Genomic DNA, 22,183 nt, shown 5'->3' on the forward strand with positions numbered 1-22,183 from the left:
CTCCCACAGTGAATCGCTGGCGTACGCAAATTTTGTGCATGACACCGATCAAATGTGGGAGCGAGCTTGCTCGCGATGACGCAGTTTGTAACACCACCCAACTCAAGCCGTACCGAGGGTTCTCGCCAAAAACGGTGCCGTCCGGCTCTTTTTGCTCTTGGCAACTTTCTGCGGAGTCCCACTGACAACAATCTTCCCGCCCTGATCCCCCGCCCCCGGGCCGATGTCGATCACCCAGTCACTCTGCGCCACCACGCGCATTTCATGTTCGACGACGATCACCGTATGCCCCGCCGTCACCAGCGTATTCAACTGCTCGAGCAAGCGATCGACATCCCTTGGGTGCAAACCGGTGGTGGGCTCGTCGAGCACATACAACGTGGCCCCGCGCTGGTTGCGTTGCAGTTCGGTGGCCAGTTTGATCCGCTGGGCTTCGCCGCCTGACAGTTCGGTCGCCGGCTGACCGAGACGCAGGTAACCCAGGCCGATATCGCGCAGCACCTCCAGCGAGCGGCGAATACCCGGTTGCTCGGCAAACACCGTGACCGCCTCGTCCACCGTCAGTTGCAACACCTGGGCGATGTTCAACCCTTGCCAGATGATTGCCAGCGTCTCGGGGTTGTAGCGTGCGCCGTGGCAGGTCGAGCACGGTGCATAGACGCTGGGCATGAACAGCAACTCGACGCTGACAAAGCCTTCACCTTCGCACGTCGGGCAACGGCCCTTGGCGACGTTGAAGGAAAACTGGCCCGCGTCGTAACCCTCGGCCTGTGCCTCGGGTGTGGCGGCGTACAGTTTGCGCACGTTGTCGAACAGCCCGGTGTAAGTCGCCAGGTTCGAGCGCGGCGTGCGGCCGATGGGTTTCTGATCGACTTGCACCAGACGCTTGATCGACTCCAGCCCCGCCGTGACCTGACCGCCGCTGACTTGCGGTGCGTCGTCCTCAAGGCTCAACGCTTCGGGTTCGCTGTCACTTGCCGCGCGCCCGAGATGCGCGCCCACCAGTTCCAGCAGCGCCTGACTGACCAGGCTCGATTTACCGGAGCCGGAGACGCCGGTCACCGCGGTAAAACAGCCCAGCGGAAACTCGACGCTGAGGTTGTTCAGGTTATTGCGAGTGATGCCTTCCAGCCGTAGCCAATCGTTCGCCTTACGGCCGGCTTGGGGCTGAGTGACCTGCTCGGCGAACAGATAAGCGCGCGTCTGCGAGTTCGTCACCTGCGCCAACCCTGGCGGTGGTCCGCTGTACAGGACTTGGCCGCCATGCTCGCCGGCCGCCGGGCCTACGTCGATCAACCAGTCAGCGCGACGCATGGTTTCCAGGTCATGCTCAACCACGAACAAGGTGTTGCCGGCGGCTTTCAGGCGTTGCAGCGCTTCGAACAGCGCTTCGCCATCCGCCGGGTGCAGACCGGCCGACGGCTCATCCAATACGTAAATCACGCCGAACAACTGCGAGCCCAATTGCGTCGCCAGACGCAGACGCTGCAACTCACCGGACGACAGCGTCGGCGTGCTGCGTTCCAGCGCCAGGTAACCGAGCCCCAGATCGGTCAACGTGCTGACCCGTTCCAGCAAATCCTGTGCGATCCGCTGCGCGGCCAGGCGTTTCTCCACTGACAGGTTCGGTGTGTGGCGTACATCCGGCGCGTTGGCGTGACCACTGGCACCGTGGGCCACACGTTGCTCGCGGGCTTCGCGGGTCTGGTCGTGCGTCAATACCTCACCCGCCGCCTCGGTCTGTTCGAGGTAGCTGTGAGCGGCCACTGGTTTCAAGACTTCGGCCACTTGCAGCAAAGGCATCTGCGACAACTCGCCGATGTCGTAACCGGCAAAGGTCACCGACAACGCCTCGCGCTTGAGCCGTTTGCCATCGCACAACGGGCACGGGCTGCCGAGCATGAATTGCGCGACGCGCTTCTTCATCAGCGCGCTTTGGGAATGGCTGAAGGTGTGCAGGATGTAGCGCCGGGCGCCGGTGAACGTGCCCTGGTAACTCGGCTCCATGTTGCGTTGGAGCGCGACTCTGGTTTCTTCGGGGGTGAGCCCGGCATACACCGGCACCGTGGGTGTTTCTTCGGTGAAGAGAATCCAGTCGCGCAGTTTTTTCGGCAGATCGCGCCAGGGTTTATCGACGTCGTAGCCCATCGTCACAAGAATGTCGCGCAGGTTCTGTCCCTGCCAGGCGGTGGGCCAGGAGGCGACCGCGCGCTGGCGAATGGTCAGGCTCGGGTCCGGCACCATCAACGCTTCTGTGACTTCATACACCCGCCCCAACCCATGACATTCGAGGCACGCACCCTGGGGCGTGTTGGGCGAAAAATCTTCCGCATAGAGCATCGCTTGCCCCGGCGGATAACTGCCGGCCCGGGAGTACAGCATGCGGATCAGGCTCGACAACGTCGTCACGCTGCCCACCGAAGAGCGCGTGCTCGGCGTGCCACGTTGTTGCTGGAGCGCCACCGCGGGCGGCAAGCCTTCGATGGAGTCGACGTCCGGCACGCCGACCTGATCGATCAGACGCCGCGCATAAGGCGCCACGGATTCGAAATAGCGGCGTTGCGCTTCGGCGTAGAGGGTCGAGAACGCCAGCGACGATTTCCCCGAACCGGACACACCAGTGAACACCACCAGGGCATCCCGGGGGATGTCGACATCGACGTTTTTGAGATTGTGTTCCCGGGCGCCGCGCACCCTGACCATGCCGGAAGGAGGATTGGAAGTCATGAGCAGCCTTGATTGGAAGGTTCAAAGGAATGATCAGCGCGTAGAGGGTTAGCCGTTGAGGACGGTGCGCACCATTTGGGTCAGCGCCTCGGGACCATAGGGTTTGCTCAGCAAGTACGTGTCGGGACTGAGTTGGTGATTGCGCGAAATAATGTCACGGGTGTGGCCCGAGGTGAACAGCACGGCCACCGGCGGCATCTGCACCTTGGCCCAGGCGGCCAGGTCCGAGCTTTTGATCAGGCCGGGCATGACCACGTCGGTAAAAATCAGGTCCACCGCCGCGCCCTCCAGCAACATCTGCATCGCGACGTCGCCGTTGGCCGCCGTCAGCACTTGATAACCTTCTTCGCTCAGCAACTCCACTGCTGAGCTGCGCACCGCCTCGTTGTCCTCGACCACCAGAATGGTTTCGTGCCCACCTCCCTGTTGCGGGTCATGACGTGTCGTTTCGTTGAGCATCGGGCGCAAGCTGCGAGGGAAATACAGCTGCACCCGAGTGCCCTGCCCGACCACGCTGGAAATCTCGATATGCCCACCACTTTGCTTGACGAAACCGAACACCATGCTCAGGCCCAGCCCCGTGCCCTGGCCATCGGCCTTGGTGGTAAAAAACGGTTCGAAAGCCTGTGCGAGTACCTGCGGCGACATGCCGATACCCTTGTCAGCCACCGCTACGCAGACATAGTCGCCGGCAACGATGCCCTTGCCTGCACAAAACTTGCTATCAAGGGCAATGTGCTCGGCGCTCAGGTCAATGGTCCCCTCGCCGTTCATGGCGTCCCGGGCATTGATCGCCAGATTGAGGATGGCGTTTTCCAGTTGATTGCGGTCCACGTAGATGTGCCAAAGGGCTTCGGCCGTGCTGACATTGATCTGAATGGTTTCCCCTAGCGCCCGCTGCAACAATTCCCCGAGTCCCTCGAAGACCTGGCGCAGATCGCAGACCGCAGGCGACAGGGGCTGACGACGGGCGAACGCGAGTAATTGCGAAGAGAGCTTGGCGCCACGTTCGACCGCGGCAATCGACGCACTGACCCGGCGTTGCACGTTGGCGTTGTCAGGCTCATGCCGCGCCAGCAAGTGCAGGTTGCCGGCGATCACCTGCAACAGGTTGTTGAAGTCATGGGCCACGCCGCCGGTGAGGCCGCCGATGGCTTCGAGTTTCTGCGATTGACGCAGTTGTTCTTCAGCGGCCAGCCGCGCCTCGACTTCGTCGGCAACGCGTTGCTCCAGATTGCGGGTGAACTTGAGCAGGGATTCTTCGGCGGTCTTGCGTTCGTGAATGTCGATCAACACCCCGGGAAAACGGAACGGTTCGCCCTGCTCATTGAACTCGCAGCCACCACTCGCCTGCACCCACAGATAACTGCCATCCGGACGCAGGACCCGATACTCGGCGTTAAAGGGTTCGCCGGTGTCCACTGATTGATTGATCTGCTCCTGTACCCAGCTGCGGTCATCGGGATGGATCCGTGCTTCGGCGATGTCCGTTGGCAGATCGGCCAGGTTTTGCTCTGGAGGGTAGGAAAAGGTTCGTGCGAAACGCTCATCGCCGGAGAGCGCATTGCCCTTGATGTCCCAGACGAACGAGCCGAGCAAAGCCCCGGCATTGAGCGCCAGTCGCACCCGTTCGTTGTCGGCGTGATAAGCATCTTCGGCGGCCTGACGGCGGCGCTCGGAAATCACATGTTCGGTGGTCTCGACCACCATCGCCATGACCCCGGCCGGTCTCCCGTCATCATCCGCCACCGGGCTGTAATAGAGGTCCAGCCAGACGTCTTCGGGTATGCCGTCCCTCAAAAGCACAAGTTCTTTATTGCGATAGGACAATGTGCCGCCGGCCAGGCAGGTGTCGACCACATGCCGATTGAACTCGGCGACTTCCGGCCAGCCCAGTTCCACCGGGGAACCCAACAGGTAAGGATGGCGGCCACCGGCGAACTTCGAGTACGCATCGTTATAGATCATGTAACCGGGTCGTCCCCACAGCATCACCATCGGCAGCGGGGACGCGAGCATCAACTGCACCACACTGCACAGGCTTCTGGGCCAGGTGTCCATGTTCCCAAGCTCGGTCAGGCTCCAGTCGAACGCGCGGATGCGCCCGGCCATTTCACCGTTCCAGCCTGCACACCCATGGCTATCGTTTAGAAACTGCATCGACTGACTCTGTATCCCTGTAGAGGACTGGCTTAAGGGATCGCAACGGCATGAGGACGGTGCGTGCCCGTTTGTTTCGAGCATCGCAGTCGCCAATGGTTTCATAGAGGTTAGCTGATTCTTCACCGGCAGATTTTTGTGGACTTGCCTGAGGAAGACCCCTGTAGCAGCTGCCGAGCAGCGCGAGGCTGCGTTCGGCTGCGAAGCAGTCGTAAACCCTGCATGCGAGTTTGTCCTGACACACCGAGGTGTTTGATTTCACGACTGCTCCGCAGCCGAACGCAGCCTCGCGCAGCTCGGCAGCTGCTACACGGTTTGAGCGTGGTTAAACCTCGATCAGGTGCTTGAGCGGGTGGTAGCCGGTTTTCAGCGTGGCGGCGACGTCGAGAATGGCCTTCTCGATGCCATTCAAATGCATGCAGGTCAGTTCGATCGCGGCGCTCTGGTTGCCGGCTTCGATGTACTCGATCAACCGCAGGTGTTCGTCGTCGCGGCAAGCTTCGTGACTGTCGTCATCCAGCGCGGCAGCGTAAAGCGAGGCGCGGGAAATCAGCTTGCGGAACCAGTCCAGCAACACCGGGTTGTTCAGGCTTTGCGCGAGTTTGATGTGGAACTCGCCAAGCAAATGAATCAGCCGTTCATGGTCGCCACTGCGGTGCGCTTCGTCCTCCAGCAACAGGTGATCGCGCAGGTCCTGGGTCACGGCAGTATCACGACGACGACAGAGCTCGGTGACGATGCCGATCTCGATCAGGCGCCTCGTTTCGAACAGCGAGCGAATCTCCTCATCACTGGGCAACGACACCGACGCCCCTTTGTTGGGCTCGGTGGTGACCAGGCCATCGGCCTCCAACTGTTTGAGCGCGGCACGAACCGACGTCCGGCTGACATTAAAAAGTTCGGCCAATGACGCTTCGCCGAGCTTCATACCGGGACGCAATGAACGTTTGCTGATCGCCTCGTAAACCCCTTGGTAGACGCGGTCGACCGTGGTCTCGAGTTTTTTCTCGGTCATCTGAACACTCCTTTAGCGCTAAACAACCGGCCCCAAGCGATGAACAGCCTTTGAAAAAGGGGGTTGCACGAGCAGATTAATCCGGTTATTTCTAGATTGCATCCAGATATTGCATACAATAATTAGAGGAATGCACCAATATGGGTCATCCAACAGCGATTGAAGTGCGTAACGTCTCCAAGCGGTATTCCGACGATCCGGGGCTGGCTCCAGCCCTCGACAACGTTTCAGTCGACATTGCCGACAACGAATTCTTCACCCTGCTCGGCCCTTCCGGCTGCGGCAAGACCACCCTGCTGCGCACCATCGCCGGCTTCGAACACGTCAGTGACGGCGAGATCCGTCTGGCAGGCGAACCGGTCAATGATTTGCCACCGTTCAAGCGCCGGGTCAACACCGTATTCCAGAGCTACGCGCTGTTTCCACACATGAGTGTCGCGCAGAATATCGCCTTCGGCCTCGAGATGCAGGGTCTTGATCGTAAGCTCATCCCGCGACGGGTCGATGAGATGCTGGTGCTGGTGCAAATGCAACACCTGGCCCAGCGCAAACCGGCCGAGTTGTCCGGTGGCCAACAGCAGCGCGTGGCCCTGGCCCGGGCTCTGGCGCCGAAACCCAAAGTGCTGTTGCTCGACGAACCGCTGTCAGCGCTGGACTTGAAGCTGCGCAAGGAAATGCAGGTCGAACTCAAGCGCGTACAGAAGGAAGCCGGGATCACCTTCATTTTCGTCACCCACGATCAGGAAGAAGCGCTGACCCTGTCCGACCGAATCGCCGTGATGTCCGCCGGCAAGATCCTGCAAATCGGCACGCCGAACGATATCTACGAACGGCCGCAGCACCGCTTCGTTGCTCAATTCATCGGCGACATCAACTTCCTCCCTGGCCACCTCAAGCGCGGCCAGCAAAACGAAAAACTGTTCGTACCGAGCGGCATGCCGGTGGAAATCCCTTGCCCGGCTCAAGGTTTCGACGGTGCCAAAGTGCAACTGGCGTTCCGCCCGGAACGCTCGCAATTGGTCGACCCGGCGCAACCGCATCACCTGCGCGGCGTGATTGAAGCGGTGTTGTATGTCGGCACCGCGACCCTTTACCAGTGCCGGTTGAACAACGACATCAAGGTCATGCTGCGCGAGAACAACGAAGGCCTGAATCGTGGCCGGGTGGTCGGCGATCGCGTCGCGGTCAACCTGCCGCCCCACGCCTGCCTGTTGATGGAGGCCTGAGATGAGCGTCAGCAGCACTTCTCCCGCCCTCAACCGTGCGCTGTTGCTCAGCCCGGTGGTTCTGACTTTGCTGGCGCTGATCGCCATTCCGCTCGGCATCATGGGCTACATCAGCCTGTTGCCGCGCAACGTGTACGGCGGCGTCGACTGGCAGGCCAACTGGCAATTGCAAAGCTACGTGCAGCTGTTTTTCCAGGAAGGTTTCGACGGCGAACTGGAACTGAACTGGGTCTACGCCCAGGCGCTGTTGCGCTCGGTGTTCCAGGCCGGTGGCACCACGTTGCTGTGTTTCCTGTTCGGCTTCCCGGTGGCGTTGTGGATGTCGAGCCTGACGCCGCGTCGGCGCAACCTCATGGTCTTGCTGATCACCATTCCGTTCTGGACCAACCTGCTGATCCGCAACTACGCGTGGCTGATCATCCTGCGCGAGCAAGGCTGGGTTGCTCAGAGCCTTAACGCGCTGTTCCCGCAGGCAGGCGGCATCACCCTGCTCTACAACGACTTCGCCGTCAGCGTCGGGCTGGTCTACAGCTTCCTGCCGTTCATGATTTTGCCGATCTATTCGACCCTGGAAAAACTCGACTGGCGTCTGGTGGAAGCGGCTTACGACCTTGGCGCCAATCGCTGGCATGCGTTGCGGCGGATCATCCTGCCGCTGTCGATGCCCGGCGTGATTGCCGGCGCGCTGCTGGTGTTCGTGCCGAGCCTGGGTGCCTTCATCACCCCGGCGATTCTCGGCGGCGGCAAGACGCTGATGATCGGCAATCTGATCCAGCAACAGTTCGGCACCGCGCGTAACTGGCCGCTGGGCAGTTCGCTGTCGTTCCTGTTGCTGGGGATTCTGCTGCTGTCCCTGGTGCTTTACGCCCTTTATAGCCGCAGCACCGCTAAAACCCTGCGTCGGGGAGCCACCGCATGATCGCCCTGCACCTGAAAAAACTGCCCCTGACCCGGGAAGTCAGCCTGTTGATCCTGGCGTATCTGTACGTGCCGATCTTCGTGCTGATCGCCTACAGCTTCAACGCCAACCGTTCCGCCACGGTGTGGACAGAGTTTTCCTTTGCCTGGTACGCAAGGATTCTGGCCAACCCGTCGATCCAGACGGCGGCGCTGAACTCGATCATCGTCGCCAGCATCGCCACGGTGTGTGCCACGGCGATTGCGTTGCTCGCGGCGTTGGCGACGTACCGGCCGTTCTATGGACAGAAGATGGTCGAGGGCGGGATCAACCTGCCGCTGATCCTGCCGGAGATTGTCACCGCCGTCGCCACCCTGCTGCTGTTCATGGCCCTGGGGATCAAACTCGGTTTGCTGACGGTGATCGTCGCGCACATCGGCTTCTGCATTCCTTTCGCCTACCTGCCGATCCGTGCGCGGCTCAATGACCTGGACAAGAGCTTGCTGGAGGCGGCGAACGATTTGTACGCCAACCCGTGGCAAGTATTTCGGCGAGTGACGCTGCCACTGCTGTGGCCGGCGGTGTTGTCCGGTTCGGTGTTGGCGTTCGTGGTCAGCCTCGACGATTTCATCATGACCTTCTTCGTCGCCGGCCCCGGTTCGACGACGTTGCCGGTGTACATCTTCTCGGCGATCAAGTCCGGGGTAACACCGGAGATCAATGCGATTTCGACCCTGATGCTGGTGATTTCCATCGTGCTGGTGGTGCTGGCCTTCTGGCTGGGACAGCGCGGCAAAAACCAATGAGCCCTTTCCTTCGCGGTACTTTCGGAGCGTAAAACCATGATGTTGAAAAACACGATCATCAAAAGCATGCGTTACGGCGTCGCCGGTCTGGCCCTCAGTTGCTTCAGCGTTTTCACCGCGCAGGCCACCGAACCCAAGGAACTGTTCTTCTATAACTGGACCGATTACTACCCGGTTGAATTGCTGGCCAAGTTCGAAAAAGAGACCGGGATCAAGGTCACCATGGACGGCTACGACAGCAACGAAACCTTGCTGGCCAAGTTGCAGGCCGGTGGCGCGGCGTATGACGTGATCGTGCCGTCGCAGTCGATCATGCGCACGTTGATCAACCAGAACCTGCTACTGCAAATCGATGCGTCGACCTTGCCCAACTTCCAGTACGTCAAACCGGCGTTCCGCGACCCGAGTTTCGACCCCGGCCGCAAGTTCTCCGCCCCGTACCTGTGGGGCACCACCGGGTTTTCCTATGACAGCGCGCGGGTGCCCGGCGGCAAACTCGATGACTCCTGGAAAGAGTTCTTCGAACCGCGCAAGGAACTGGAAGGCCAACTCGCCGCCCTCGACACCTCCAGCAGTGTGATCAACGCGGCCAGCCATTACCTGAACGTCGACGAATGCAGCGAAAACCCGCAGGACGCCAAGCGCATTCTGGAGCTGCTGCAAAAACAGAAACCGCACTTGAAGATGTACAGCTCGGACAACACCGTCGACCGCATGGCCTCCGGTGAAGTGATCATGATGCAGAACTGGAACGGTTCCACCGCCCGGGCCACGTTGCAAAAAAGCACCATCAAGTACGTGTACCCGCGCGAAGGCCTGGCGATGTTCCAGGACAACTTCGCCGTACCGAAAAGCGCCCCGCACCCTGGCAACGCGAAGATCTTTATCGACTGGATGATGAAGCCGGAAAACGCCGCCGCCGTGTCCAACGCCATCGCCTACGACAACGGTATTCAAAGCGAAAAACTGATCGACGCCAAATGGCGGGTCATGGACGCGATCAACATGCCCGACGAGTTCGCCTCGCGCCTGCGCCCGGAGAAAGAGTGCAGCAACAAGGCGCGGGAGCTGCAGGACCGGATCTGGTCGAAGCTCAAGGGTTGATTGCCTGGCTTTAAACCGAGGCGCGGCCATCGCGAGCAAGCTCGCTCCCACTGGGTATTGGGTTGTTCACACATGCCATGTTCAACACAAAACCCCTGTGGGAGCGAGCTTGCTCCGGGCGGCGTTCCGACGATGAGGCCTGCCCAAACACCACAAAATTTGAGGTTTGAAATGACCCAACCCCGCTGGCTACGTAACGTCCGCCCTTACGGCTCCCCCGCCGAAGACCTGCTTCTGGAGAACGGCCTGTTCAAACAACGCCGCCCGGCGTCCAACGCGCCGTTGGCCACCACCGACATCGACGGCCAACACCAGCTCCTCACCCCTGCCCTGGTTGAAAGCCACGTCCACCTGGACAAAACCCTCTGGGGCCAACCCTGGCGCCCGAACAGCGCCGGCCCGACGCTCAAGGACTACATCGCCAACGAACGCCGCGTGCTGCGTGACGTCCAGGCACCCATTGTCCAGCGTGCTGGCGCCCTGCTGGAAAACTGCATCGGCCGTGGCTCGCTGACGATGCGTTGTCACGTCGACATCGACCCGGAATTCGGCCTGCGCCATGTCGAGGCCATGCAACAGCTGCGCGAAAGTTACCGCGACCTGATCGACCTGCAACTGGTGGTGTTCCCGCAAACCGGCCTGATCAGCCGCCCCGGCACCGCCGAACTGATGCGCGAAGCCATAGCTCTGGGCGTGGAGAACGTCGGCGGCCTCGACCCGTGCGGCATCGACAACGACCCGATCGCCCAGCTCGACTTCGTGTTTAAGCTGGCCAGCGAATTCGAGCGTGGTGTCGACATTCACCTGCACGACAAAGGCGAACTGGGCCTGTGGCAGATCGCACTGATCGCCGACTACACCGAACGCTTCGGGCGTCAGGGTCGGGTGATGATCAGCCACGCCTACTGCCTGGGTATGTTGCCGTGGAGCCAGGTCAAACCGGTGTCCGAACGTCTGGCGGCACTGGGCATTTCATTGATGAGTTCGGCGCCGGCCGATTGCGCGGTGCCGCCGTTCCTAGCGTTGCGCGAGACCGGGGTGAACGTGTGCCTGGGTTCGGACGGCATTCGCGATGCCTGGTCGCCCATGGGCAATGGCGACATGCTGGAACGGGCGATGCTGCTGGCCTTTCGTTTCGACTTGAACAAGGACGATGAACTGGCGGCGGCGTTTGAAGCCGCGACGGTGAATGGCGCCCGGGCGTTGGGTTGTGAAGGTTATGGGGTGGAGATCGGGCAACCGGCGAACTTTTTGCTGATGCCGGTGCAGACGCTGGGTGAAGCGGTGGTGTCGCGGCCGGTGCGGCAGGTTTATCGCGGCGGTGAGTTGATTGCCTCCGGTGGCCGACTGCTGGAAAGTCGCTTGTGAAAAGGATTGGATTGAAAGCCAGTTGCGTGGTCGGGTTCGACGGCACGCAGCATGTGCTGTGGCGCGACGGCGAAGTGGTGTTCGAAGATTCGCGCATCGTGTTTGTCGGGCGTGATTATCCGGGGCCGGTTGGTCAGTGGATTGATTACGGCAACGCGTTGATCGGCCCGGGCTTCATTGATCTGGATGCACTCGGGGATCTTGATTCGACGGTGCTGACGCTGGACAACGGCGATGAGCGCGACATGGGCCGGATGTGGTCCGAGGACTATCTGGCGAGCGGTCCTCGAGAGAGTTACAGCCACGATGAAGAAGTCTTCAAATACCGCTACGCCTTCACTCAGCTGATCCGCAACGGCATCACCACCGCCATGCCGATCACCTCGATGTATTACCGCGAGTGGGCCGAGACGTACGACGAGTTTTCTGCGGTGGCCGGTGTGGCGGCCGAGTTGGGGCTGCGGACTTACCTCGGTCCCTGCTACATGAGCGGCATGAGTTACTGGCGTGCCAATGGAAGCCTCGGGCATCACTGGGATGAAGCGCGAGGAATGACTGGCCTCGATGCGGCTGCTCGGTTTTTTCATGATTTCGACGGTGCGCACGAGGGTTTGATACGCGGCGCGCTGCTACCGGATCGCATCCAGACGTGCACCCCGGCCCTGCTGCAACGCACTGCCGCGCTGAGTCGGGAACTGAACGCGCCGATGCGTTTGCATTGCTGCCAGGGGCTCGGTGAGGTGGCTATGGTCGAGCAACTGCGCGGCACTTCGCCGCTGGGTTGGTTGCAGCAATTGAATCTGCTGACCCCGCGCAGTTTGCTGCCCCATGGCATCTACACATCAGGCGATGACGATCTGCAACGCGTGGTGGATGGCGGCGCGAGTCTGGTGCATTGCCCGGTGGTGTTTGCCCGTGACGGCGAGGCGCTGAACTCTTTCGGTCGCTATCGGGCCAAGGGCATCAACTTCGCCTTGGGCACCGACACCTGGCCGGCGGATTTGCTGGAAAACATGCGTCAGGGTCTGAACATCGCGCGATTGATGGAGGGCAGTGGTTCTTTGACAAGTACGCTGGATTTTTACAACGCCGCCACCCTCGGCGGTGCCAAAGCACTGGGTCGCGATGATCTGGGCCGCTTGGCACCGGGCGCCAAGGCCGACATCACGGTGTTCAGCCTTCACGGTCTGCATTTGGGGCCGCTGTTCGACCCACTGAAAAACCTGGTATTGGCCGGGCGTGGTGACGACTGCATCGCCAGCTACATCAACGGCCGCTGCGTGATGCAGGACGGTCAGGTTCAAGGCGTCGACTACCCTGCCCTGCAACGCCAGGCCCAACAACAATTCGGAAAACTGATGCGCAGCCACAGCGACCGGGCCTTCGGCCGACCTGACTGGAAAGGCCTGTTCAAACCGGCCATCCCGTTCGCTGACGACTACAGCGCACACGCGCCGCTGAGCGCGATTGATCCCCTTCTTTAGAGAGTTCTGCCCATGCAAAGCTTCGACTTCAGCCAATTGAGCCCACGAGACAAATACAAGATTCTGATCGGCAGCGTGGTGCCACGGCCGATTGCCCTGGTCACCACCATCGACGGCGAAGGCCGGATCAACGCCGCGCCCTTCAGCTTCTTCAACGCCCTCTCGGCCGACCCGCCGATCCTCGCGTTAGGCGTGGAAAACTACGGTGACCAAAGCCCCAAGGACACCACACGCAATATCCAGCTCAACCAGGAATTCACCGTAAACATCGTCAACGATGCCCTGGTGGAAGCCATGAACGTCTGCGCAGTGCCGTTCGCCCCCGGTTTCGACGAACTGACGGCTGCCGGCCTCACTGCCATTCCCGGCACCACAGTCAAATGCCCACGGATCGGCGAAGCCCCGGTGGCGTTGGAGTGTCGGCGGATGATGGCGCTGTCCATCGGGCAGTCACGGGAGATTATCTTTGGCGAGGTGTTGATGGCCCATGTGCGGGATGAATTGATCGACCCGAAAACCTTGTATATCGATCAGCTCGGGCTCGATGCGATTGGCCGGATGGGTGGGCATGGGTATGCGCGCACGCGGGATTATTTTGATTTGCCGACACGGTCATTGCAGGCGTGGACGGAGGCACCGGGGGGTGGGGAGCGGTTTTGGCCTTTGGGTAAATAAAAGGCATCTCACTCGCCACAGGTCAACGAAAGTCCCGGCTGCGTACGCTGATGCCGTCGAGCAATGGGCTCAAATCGCTCAACCGTCCGGCAATCAAATGCCGCACTTCGCCTTCCTTTTCCCAGCGCCCGTCGACCTTGAGCAATTGCGAGCCCACCAACACCTGGCGCTGCCGGTCGGCCAGGTCGCGCCAGACAATGACGTTGACGTTGCCGAACTCATCTTCAAGGGTGACAAAGGTCACGCCACTGGCGGTGCCCGGGCGTTGTCGACCGGTCACCAGCCCGGCGACGCTGACCGGTCGTCCATGCTCGACCTCCAGCAATTCCTTCGAACTGCGGCAGCGCCGGGCTTTCAATTCACCGCGCAATAAAGCCAGCGGATGCGGGCCGAGCGTGGTGCCGACACTGTTGTAATCGGCCAGCAGGTCCTCGCCAACGGTGGGTTTGGGCAACGACACCGCGCCCTCCTCCTGACTCGGCAGACCGGCAAACAAGCCGAGCTGTTTCTGCACTCCTGCCACTTCCCAGCGCGCCCGATGACGGTCACCCGCCAGTCCACGTAGCGCACCGGCATCGGCCAGTTGCTCCTGGGCGCGGGCATCGAGTCGCGCCCGCTCGCCGAGGTCGGCAATGTCGATAAACGCCCCCTTCGACCGTGCGGATTCGATGCGCCGGGCATCGTCCTTGCGAAAGCCTTTGATCATCCGCAACCCCATGCGGATCGCCGGCTGGGCACCGGTGATCGGTTCGAGACTGCAATCCCAGTCACTGGCGCGCACATCCACCGGGCGAATCTGCAAATGATGCCGGCGCGCGTCCTGCAGAATCTGGTCCGGGCTGTAGAAACCCATGGGCCAGCTGTTGATCAGCGCACAGGCGAAGGCCGCCGGCTCGTGGCATTTCAACCAGCAACTGGCGTAGGTCAGCAAGGCGAAACTGGCGGCGTGGGACTCGGGAAAACCATAACTGCCGAAGCCTTTGATCTGCTCGAAAATCTGCGCGGCAAACTCGGCCGTGTAGCCGTTTTTCTTCATCCCGGCGGCCAGACGATCCTTGTGCGGCTCCAGCCCGCCGTGGCGTTTCCAGGCAGCCATGGAGCGGCGCAACTGATCGGCCTCGCCGGGGCTGTAATCGGCGGCGACAATCGCAATCTGCATCACTTGTTCCTGGAACAGCGGCACGCCCAGGGTGCGCTTGAGCACGGTTTCCAGCGCCGGGGACGGATAGACCTCGGGTTCTTCCTTGTTTCGGCGGCGCAGGTACGGATGCACCATGCCACCCTGGATCGGCCCCGGACGGACAATCGCCACTTCAATCACCAGATCGTAGAAGGTCCGGGGTTTGAGCCTCGGCAGCATCGACATCTGCGCCCGGGACTCGATCTGGAACACGCCGATGGTGTCGGCACGGCCGATCATGTCGTAGGTCTGCGGGTCTTCGGACGGGATCGTCGCCAGGCTCAGGTCCCGATGGCGATGACGGCGCAACAGATCGAAACAGCGGCGGATCGCACTGAGCATGCCCAACGCCAGGATATCCACCTTGAGCAGCCCGACGGCATCGAGGTCGTCCTTGTCCCACTGGATGATGGTGCGCTCGGCCATGGCGGCATTTTCCACTGGAACCAGGCTGTCCAGAGGCTGCTCGGAAATCACGAAACCACCGGGGTGCTGGGACAGGTGTCGGGGGAAACCGATCAGCTGCCCCGTCAGGCTCAGCACCCGACGCAGCACCGGGCTCTCGGGATAAAACCCGCCTTCAAGCAGGCGCTCCACCGGCGGTGTTTCATCACTCCAGTGGCCACAGCAATCGGCCAGGGCGTTGATCTGATCCGGCGGCAAACCCAGGGCCTTGGCCACATCACGCACCGCGCCGGCCGCGTGATACGTGCTGACCACCGCCGTCAGCGCCGCGCGGGTCCGGCCATAACGCTGGAACACGTACTGCAAGACTTCTTCGCGGCGTTCATGTTCGAAATCGACATCGATGTCCGGCGGTTCGTTGCGCTCTTTGGAGAGAAAGCGCTCGAACAACAGCGTGGTGCGATCCGGATCGATTTCCGTGATGCCCAAGGCAAAGCACACCGCCGAGTTGGCCGCCGAACCACGGCCCTGACACAGGATTTCTTGCTCACGGGCGAATCGCACAATGTCGTGAACCGTCAGGAAATAGCTTTCGTAGCCCAGCTCGGCGATCAGCTCCAGTTCCTTGTCGATCTGCGTCAGCACCTGGGCCTGCGGGCCTTTTGGCCAGCGCCACGCGATGCCCTCCTCGGTCAAATGACGCAGCCAGGACGTGGCTGTCTGGCCTTCAGGGACCAACTCCCGGGGATACTGATAACGCAGCTGACCGAGGTCGAAGGTGCAGCGCCGGGCGATGTTCAGCGTTTCGTCGAGCAGTGTTTGCGGGTAGATCGATTGCAGAGCCTCGAGACTGCGCACATGCCGCTCGCCATTGGGATGAAGACGCAACCCGGCCTCCGCCACGGGCAGGTGATGACGGATCGCAGTCATGGTGTCCTGCAAGGCGCGTCGCCCACGAGCGTGCATGTGCACATCACCGCTGGCCACTGCCGGAATTCGCAGTTCGCCCGCCAGAGCCAGCAGTGCGCCCAGTCGCCGGGTATCGTCCTGGCCGCGATGCAGCTGGACGGCCAGCCACAGGCGTTCGGCGAAGGTCTGTTTCAACCAGTGGCCATTTTCAAAATCATCGACAGCGTCCGGCACCCACAACGCCAACAACCCCGGCAAGGGTTCGCTGAAGTCTTCCCGCAGCACCTGATACTGGCCTTTCTGCGTGCGGCGCCGCGCTCGGGTAATCAGTCGGCACAGTGCCTGGTAACCCTCGAGGTTTTCCACCAGCAACACCAGTTTCGGACCGTTCTCGATGCGCACTTCGCTGCCGATAATCAGCGGCAGCTCCACGGATTTGGCCGCTTGCCAGGCGCGGACGATACCGGCCAGGGTGCATTCATCGGTGATCGCCAAGGCCTGATAGCCCTGCTTTTTCGCCCGCTGAAAGAGTTCGAGGGCACTGGAAGCACCGCGCTGGAAACTGAAGTTCGACAGGCAGTGCAGCTCGGCATAGTCGACGCTCATGCGAACCAGCCCTGCAGCCACAACGGGCCGTCCTCACCAACCGCACGATAGGCCCAGCCCTGCTGGCCGGAACGGGTTTCGATCAGGAAGTAATCCCGGCGCACATCGGCACCGTCCCACCAACCGGACTCAATGCGTTCCGGCCCCATCAGGATGCGCGCCGAACCTTCGTGCACCGCCAGCGGTTCAGTCAGCAGCCAGCCCGGACGTTGCACGCCAGGCAGCCCTGCACAGCGCTGTCTGTCGACACTGGCCTGCCACGCGCATTCCGGCCGGTGATCGGCCTGGAATCGCAAGCCCTGCACCGCGTCATCCCCCAACCGCGCGCGCAAGCGTTCGCGCAGTTGCTCCCAGGGTAAGGACTGCTGCGGGCGGTCGTCGAACAGCTCCTGATACTGGGGGACGAAGGCCGGCAAGTCTTCGGCGCGCAGGCGAAAACCGCGCACCGGGGCCTCGACCTGAACGTGCTCCAACCGGCCCCGGGCCAGTTCAAAGAGCATCGCCGGATCACGTTCGGCGCTGAGCAGGCCGACCTTGATGACGGTGTCCGGCAACCCGGCGTGTTCCAGGTGCAGGTCGAAACGCTGCACGCCGCTGTCCCGACCGCAAAGAAACGCCGACAGGTCACCAGTCAGCCGGCGTAATGGAAACAGCAGCGCCTGATGGGACTGCACGTCGAAGTTGAGCTCGATGCGCACATCGAACCGGTCCGGCGGCAAGTAGAACGCCAGCGCCAGCTGCCGTAACCCGAGCAAGGCGTCCAGATGCTTGAGCACCTGGGCCTCGAAACGCCGGGCCAGACTATGGCGAGGCAACGCCTGAACCTGACTCAAGGTGCGCAACCCCATGCGCGACAACGCGGTGGCAACGCTGGTTTCCAGCCCGATCCGGTCGATGGGCAACTGCCCAAGATGATGTTGCAAGGCTTGGTCGTCGGGCACCACCAGACCGTCATAAGCGTTGGCCAGCACCCGCGCTGCCACCGGGTTGGGCGCGGCAACAATCCGATGGCGAAACCCCAGCTCGCCGAGTTCGGTCCGCAACCGCGCCTCGAATTGAGGCCAGGCGCCGAACAACCCCAGGCTGGACTCGATTTCAAACACCACCGCACGCGGGTAATGCACGCTGACTTGTGAACTGAATCGATAAGCCCAGGCGGCCAAAAACTGCTGCCAGTGCTCGATCTCGGCAGCATCGTATTCAGCTGTGACAAACCCTTTGCTCAAGGCCTGGGCGGCGGTCATCGACTGGCCCGGACGCAAGCCCAGCGCCCGGGCCGAAGCGTTGACCGCTTGCAACACCCGACGCTGGGCCGGGCCGGTCAGCAGCGCCAGCGGCTCATCGGGATCGGTGCGCTGACGCAGTACCGCGTCCAGCGCCAATTGCGGGAAGAGAATGCACACCCAGCGCATGGCAACCTCAATGTCCCACAGGGAAGGCAATCGGCGCCGAACGCGCCAACCCGCCCCGGCACTTGAGCACGCGCAATTGCGCAGGTTTGGCATCGATGGCGATGCGTAGCGCCGCGGGCGAAGGGTTGATTGCCTCATTGATCGAGCGGTAGGCAAACGCCAGGGTCGAGCCGGTTTCCGCCGCCACCTGTAAGCGCCGCAACGCCCGGTCATCGGCCTTGTGCGGCCAGCACAGCACTGCGCCGCAACTGCCCGAACGCAGGCATTGTTCCGCTGCCCACAAGGCATCGCGCTCGCGGGCCTGGATGATCGACAACTGACGCAGATCGACCCCGGCATTCTGCCAGGCCTGGGGGTATGGCACGTAAGGCGGCGCCACCAGCACGATGCGCTCGCCTGCGGCGGACAACCGCGCCAGCGCCGGCCACACCAGTTGCAGCTCACCGACGCCCTGCCCGGCCAACAGGATTTCGGTCAGCGCCGCTTCCGGCCACCCCCCCGTAGGCAACGCCGCATCCAGCGCGGCATGCCCGGTGGGTTGCGGGCTGACAGCCGGTGGCGCAGGCCGGCCCTTCCAGACCTGGCCGCCATTGAACAGCGTATCCAGCGCAACGACGGCGCCCATCACCCTTGCCTCACCAGACCGCAGAACACCCCTTCGATGGCCAGGTCCTGATTGGCTTCGACGATGATCGGCTTATAGGCCGGATTGCGTGGCAGCAATCGGACAACCTCGCCGACCCGTTCGAAACGTTTGATGGTGACTTCCCCGTCGAGTCGCGCGACGACGATCTGGCCGTTGACCGCCTCGGGATTGCGATGAACGCCCACCAGGTCACCGTCGAGAATGCCGTCCTCGATCATCGAGTCACCCTGGACCCGCAGCATGTAATCCGGCACCCGCGAGAAAATCGATGGGTCGAGCAGCAAACGGCTGTGAACCTCGGCATCGGCACCGATCGGCGCACCCGCCGCCACCCGGCCGAGTACCGGAATGTCCAGCAATTCGGGCCGCGCCGGTTGCCCGAGCAAACGAATGCCTCGGGCCTGATGCGCATTGACCTCGATGAAGCCAGCCTCGGTCAGCGCCAGCACATGCTTGCGCGCCACGCTACGGGAGGCGAAACCGAACGCCTCGCTGATTTCAGCGAGGCTCGGGGACTGACCGTGCTCGGCAATTCGATCGCGGATAAAGGTCAGGATGGCGGTACGGCGGGGAGTTAAAGTCGTCATGGAGTACATTTGTACTCTTTTGGCTTTTTTCTGGCAAGGACCGCCAGTCAGCTCACTTCCCAGACCTTGTTTCCCCTGTGGGGGCGAGTTGTGCCAGGTAGGGCCATGGGTAGATACCGCGTTCGTGGCCGTCGCTGAAGATGAGCTGAAGGCCGTAGCCCTGGGCGTTCAGTTCGGTCACTCGAATGCGAGGATCGACTTTCACCCTCAACCCTTGCAACCGAAACGCCCGGCATTGCGAGCACGGGCATTGGCGGCGCAACTCAGCGTGATCCAGCAAATGCTCGCGACCATTCGGCCAGTTCAACCGCAACTGTTGTTTGCTCTGGGAATTGCCAATCGCCACCGGGTTCATTGCAGCTGACTCAGGGCGATGCGCACGGCTTTGCGCACTTCCGGGTCGCCGTCGTCCTGCGCAGCCTGCAAAGGTGCGATGGCGCCCCGATCGTTCAGTTCTCCGAGCGCCAAGGCAGCTTCCTTGCGCAGGTTGCTGATGCGGTGGCCGAGGGTTTCGATCAACGCTTCAAGGGCCGGGGCGTACCGCAAACGGCCGAGGCTGCGGGTGGCGCGCAGGCGCACTTGCCAGTAATCGTCGCTCAAGGCTTCGACCAAGGCCGGGCCTGCGTCGACGTGACCGACCTTGCCCAGCGTGGTGGCGGCTTCTTCGCGCACTTGCCAGGCCTCGTCCTGCAAGGCGTGGCGCAGCGCCGGCAGCACGTCCGCGTCGGAGGCCAGGCCCAGGGCACCGGTAGCGGCGCGGCGGACTTCGGTGTCCGGGTCAGCGCTGGCCAATCTGGCCAAGTCTGGCAAGGCATCGAGTTGCTTGAGCCAGCCGAGTACGCCGACGGCTTCGCGGCGAACACTGGGGTCTTCGTCGGTCAATGCCCCTAAAGCGGCAGCGGCGGCATCGGGAAAGCGCAACTCACGCAAGGCCCGGAAAGCGGCGATGCGCACGTTGATGTCGGCATGCCCGGTCCACGGCAGAATCACCCTGCCCGCCGCCTCGGTCTTGAGCAGGCTAAGGCTTTGCGCGGCGGCCGTTTGCACGGTTTGAGAAGGATCGGTCAGCCCCTGGCACAGCGCTTCGACCACGGGTTCGTCCTCCCAGGCTTCGAGCAATCGTGCGGCTTCGGCGCGGACTTCTTCGGTCGGGTCTTGCGCAAGCCGATTGACCAGCCAAAGCAAACCGTCCGGCTCTTCAAGATCGGCCAGTTCAATCAGGGCAATTCTGCGCACGCCGGAATCTTCATCCGTCAGGCGCGGTTGCAGGGCGAGAATGTCGTCGTTATCGGTTACATCGAATAGAGAGGTCATAGGGCAAATCGCGACAGTTTGTTTTCAAGGGGAAGTCCGAGAGGGTTCAGGCGCGGTAACTGCCGACCGTCTTCGTGACGCAGCAACTCGAGGCAATGACGCTTCAAGCGGGGGAAATCGAGGCGCAGGTCTTCGATGATCCGGCCCGGGCGCGAACTCATGACCAGCAGCCGATCGGCGAGGAACAGCGCTTCATCGATGTCATGGGTGACGAACACCACGGTGGTGCGAATGCGCGTCCAGATGTCCAGCAGCAGCTCCTGCATGTACAACCGGGTCAGCGCGTCGAGGGCGCCGAAGGGTTCGTCCATCAGCAACAGACGCGGGCGGTTGATCAGCACCCGGGCGATTTCTACCCGTTGCTGCATGCCGCCGGAAAGCTGATCGGGCCAGCGCTCGGCAAACCCTTCGAGGCCCACCAGGGCAAGGATTTCGTCGGCGGCCTGGTGGCGCTCGGCTTTGCCGATGCCGCGCATTTTCAAGCCAAAAGCGACGTTGTCGCGCACGGTGCGCCAAGGGAACAGCATGTGGTGCTGGAACACCATGCCGCGCTGCGGGGACGGGCCCGAGACCGGCGCACCGTCGACTTTCAGGGTGCCGGTTCGCGGTTGCAGGTGACCGGCCAGCGCACCGAGCAGGGTCGATTTACCGCAACCGGACGGCCCGAGAATGCACACGAATTGCCCCGGCTCGATCTGGCAGTCCAGGCCTTGCACGGCTTCGAAGGCTTGCTTGTCTTCGCCGAGGACGATGGACAGTTGGCGGATGTCGATCCGCCCTTCAGGGGTTTGCATCACGCTCATCAGGCTTTTCCTCGTGGTCGGTGCCAAGGCGTGAACAGCCCGCCCAGACGTTTGATCAGCAGGCTGCTGCCCATCCCCAGTACGCCGATCAGCAACATGCCGACCACGATGTCGGCGTAGTTCTGGATGGTGTAGGACTCCCAGGTGTAATAGCCGATGCCGTATTGGCCGGAGATCATTTCGGCGGTCACCAGGCAGAACCATGAGGTGCCCATGCCGATCGCAAGGCCGGTGATGATGCTCGGCGCAGCGCCGGGCAGGATCACCTCCAGCAGAATCGCCCGGCGCCCTGCTCCGAGGCTTTTCGCCGAGGCGATCAATCGCGGGTCGACGCCTTCGACGCCGTGCACGGTGTTGAGCAGAATCGGGAACAACGCGCCGGTAAAGGTGATGAAGACCATCGACAGCTCTGACGATGGGAACATCAGGATCGCCAGCGGAATCCAGGCCACGGCGGGGATCGGGCGCAGGACTTCCAGCGGTGGCAGCAGCAGGTCTTCGGCCCATTTCGAGCGACCGATGGCCAGGCCCAACGCGATGCCGATGATCAGTGCGGTGAGATAACCGGCGAAGACTCGACTGAGGCTGCTGCCCAGGTGTTGCGCGAGCTTGCCGGAGTCGCCGAGGCCGAGGGCGGCTTCGATGACCGCCAGTGGCGTCGGGACATTGGCGAAGGTGACCAGGCCGAGGTTCCAGTGGTGGCTGGCGGCGAGTTGCCAGAATAGGAGGCAGAGCAGCAGTGAAGCGGCTCGGGAGATCCAGCGTGAAAATGATCGGGACACAATACTACCTCTCAACCCTGAACCCTGAACCCTGTGGGAGCGAGCTTGCTCGCGATTGAGGTGGGTCAGTCAACTT

Annotated in this window: 18 protein-coding genes; 7 read left to right on the forward strand and 11 right to left on the reverse strand. The window is 61.9% G+C overall.

The annotated features are described in order from the left end of the window. Nucleotides 1-102 precede the first annotated feature (102 nt). The 3 genes from MO767_RS10220 to MO767_RS10230 all read right to left on the reverse strand — a co-directional run bounded on the left by MO767_RS10220 (nt 103) and on the right by MO767_RS10230 (nt 5,902). Nucleotides 103-2,727, reverse strand: coding sequence for an excinuclease ABC subunit UvrA (locus tag MO767_RS10220; protein ID WP_282480370.1), 2,625 nt, complete (start codon nt 2,725-2,727; stop codon nt 103-105). 48 nt (nt 2,728-2,775) lie between these two features. Then, nucleotides 2,776-4,887: an ATP-binding protein gene (locus MO767_RS10225; protein WP_282480371.1), complete on the reverse strand. Its 2,112-nt coding sequence runs from the start codon at nt 4,885-4,887 to the stop codon at nt 2,776-2,778. A 325-nt stretch (nt 4,888-5,212) separates the two neighbouring features. After that, nucleotides 5,213-5,902 (reverse strand): GntR family transcriptional regulator, encoded by a 690-nt coding sequence (locus tag MO767_RS10230; protein WP_008154995.1) that lies wholly within the window; start codon nt 5,900-5,902, stop codon nt 5,213-5,215. A 140-nt stretch (nt 5,903-6,042) separates the two neighbouring features. Between MO767_RS10230 and MO767_RS10235 the strand changes: the two genes are divergently transcribed. The 7 genes from MO767_RS10235 to MO767_RS10265 all read left to right on the forward strand — a co-directional run bounded on the left by MO767_RS10235 (nt 6,043) and on the right by MO767_RS10265 (nt 13,463). Then, on the forward strand, nt 6,043-7,128 hold the full coding sequence (locus MO767_RS10235; RefSeq protein WP_282480372.1) for an ABC transporter ATP-binding protein: 1,086 nt from the start codon (nt 6,043-6,045) through the stop codon (nt 7,126-7,128). Nucleotide 7,129: 1 nt separating this feature from the next. Next, nucleotides 7,130-8,047, forward strand: a complete 918-nt coding sequence (locus MO767_RS10240; RefSeq protein ID WP_282480373.1) for an ABC transporter permease — start codon at nt 7,130-7,132, stop codon at nt 8,045-8,047. Then, nucleotides 8,044-8,832 (forward strand): ABC transporter permease, encoded by a 789-nt coding sequence (locus MO767_RS10245; protein WP_046052934.1) that lies wholly within the window; start codon nt 8,044-8,046, stop codon nt 8,830-8,832. The genes MO767_RS10240 and MO767_RS10245 overlap by 4 nt, the downstream gene beginning before the upstream one ends. Before the next feature lie 36 nt (nt 8,833-8,868). Next, entirely contained in the window at nt 8,869-9,936 is a 1,068-nt protein-coding gene (locus MO767_RS10250) for an extracellular solute-binding protein (protein WP_282480374.1), read from the forward strand. A 171-nt stretch (nt 9,937-10,107) separates the two neighbouring features. After that, the gene (locus MO767_RS10255; RefSeq protein WP_282480375.1) at nt 10,108-11,304 is read left to right on the forward strand and encodes an amidohydrolase family protein; all 1,197 of its coding nucleotides are present in this window, start codon (nt 10,108-10,110) and stop codon (nt 11,302-11,304) included. Continuing rightward, entirely contained in the window at nt 11,301-12,788 is a 1,488-nt protein-coding gene (locus tag MO767_RS10260) for an amidohydrolase family protein (protein WP_282480376.1), read from the forward strand. The genes MO767_RS10255 and MO767_RS10260 overlap by 4 nt, the downstream gene beginning before the upstream one ends. 12 nt (nt 12,789-12,800) lie before the next feature. Beyond that, the gene (locus MO767_RS10265; protein WP_282480377.1) at nt 12,801-13,463 is read left to right on the forward strand and encodes a flavin reductase family protein; all 663 of its coding nucleotides are present in this window, start codon (nt 12,801-12,803) and stop codon (nt 13,461-13,463) included. 22 nt (nt 13,464-13,485) lie between these two features. On the opposite strand, the gene MO767_RS10270 is transcribed toward MO767_RS10265, so the two are convergent. The 8 genes from MO767_RS10270 to MO767_RS10305 are packed head-to-tail and all read right to left on the reverse strand — an operon-like array spanning nt 13,486 to nt 22,107. Next, nucleotides 13,486-16,584, reverse strand: a complete 3,099-nt coding sequence (locus MO767_RS10270; RefSeq protein WP_282480378.1) for an error-prone DNA polymerase — start codon at nt 16,582-16,584, stop codon at nt 13,486-13,488. Beyond that, the gene (locus tag MO767_RS10275; protein ID WP_282480379.1) at nt 16,560-17,975 is read right to left on the reverse strand and encodes a DNA polymerase Y family protein; all 1,416 of its coding nucleotides are present in this window, start codon (nt 17,973-17,975) and stop codon (nt 16,560-16,562) included. The genes MO767_RS10270 and MO767_RS10275 overlap by 25 nt, the downstream gene beginning before the upstream one ends. 7 nt (nt 17,976-17,982) lie before the next feature. Then, entirely contained in the window at nt 17,983-18,600 is a 618-nt protein-coding gene (gene imuA, locus MO767_RS10280) for a translesion DNA synthesis-associated protein ImuA (protein ID WP_282480380.1), read from the reverse strand. After that, entirely contained in the window at nt 18,600-19,217 is a 618-nt protein-coding gene (lexA, locus tag MO767_RS10285; protein ID WP_282480381.1) for a transcriptional repressor LexA, read from the reverse strand. Before lexA ends, imuA begins: the two co-directional genes overlap by 1 nt. Before the next feature lie 43 nt (nt 19,218-19,260). Continuing rightward, complete coding sequence (locus MO767_RS10290; protein WP_282480382.1) at nt 19,261-19,563, reverse strand: DUF971 domain-containing protein; 303 nt, start codon at nt 19,561-19,563, stop codon at nt 19,261-19,263. Continuing rightward, nucleotides 19,560-20,522: a HEAT repeat domain-containing protein gene (locus MO767_RS10295; RefSeq protein ID WP_282480383.1), complete on the reverse strand. Its 963-nt coding sequence runs from the start codon at nt 20,520-20,522 to the stop codon at nt 19,560-19,562. The genes MO767_RS10290 and MO767_RS10295 overlap by 4 nt, the downstream gene beginning before the upstream one ends. Continuing rightward, complete coding sequence (locus tag MO767_RS10300; RefSeq protein ID WP_282480384.1) at nt 20,519-21,325, reverse strand: ABC transporter ATP-binding protein; 807 nt, start codon at nt 21,323-21,325, stop codon at nt 20,519-20,521. Before MO767_RS10300 ends, MO767_RS10295 begins: the two co-directional genes overlap by 4 nt. Next, nucleotides 21,325-22,107: an ABC transporter permease gene (locus MO767_RS10305; RefSeq protein ID WP_282480385.1), complete on the reverse strand. Its 783-nt coding sequence runs from the start codon at nt 22,105-22,107 to the stop codon at nt 21,325-21,327. Before MO767_RS10305 ends, MO767_RS10300 begins: the two co-directional genes overlap by 1 nt. Between the last annotated feature and the right edge of the window lie 76 nt (nt 22,108-22,183).

This window comes from Pseudomonas sp. UYIF39 (assembly GCF_029963765.1).
Classification (GTDB): domain Bacteria; phylum Pseudomonadota; class Gammaproteobacteria; order Pseudomonadales; family Pseudomonadaceae; genus Aquipseudomonas.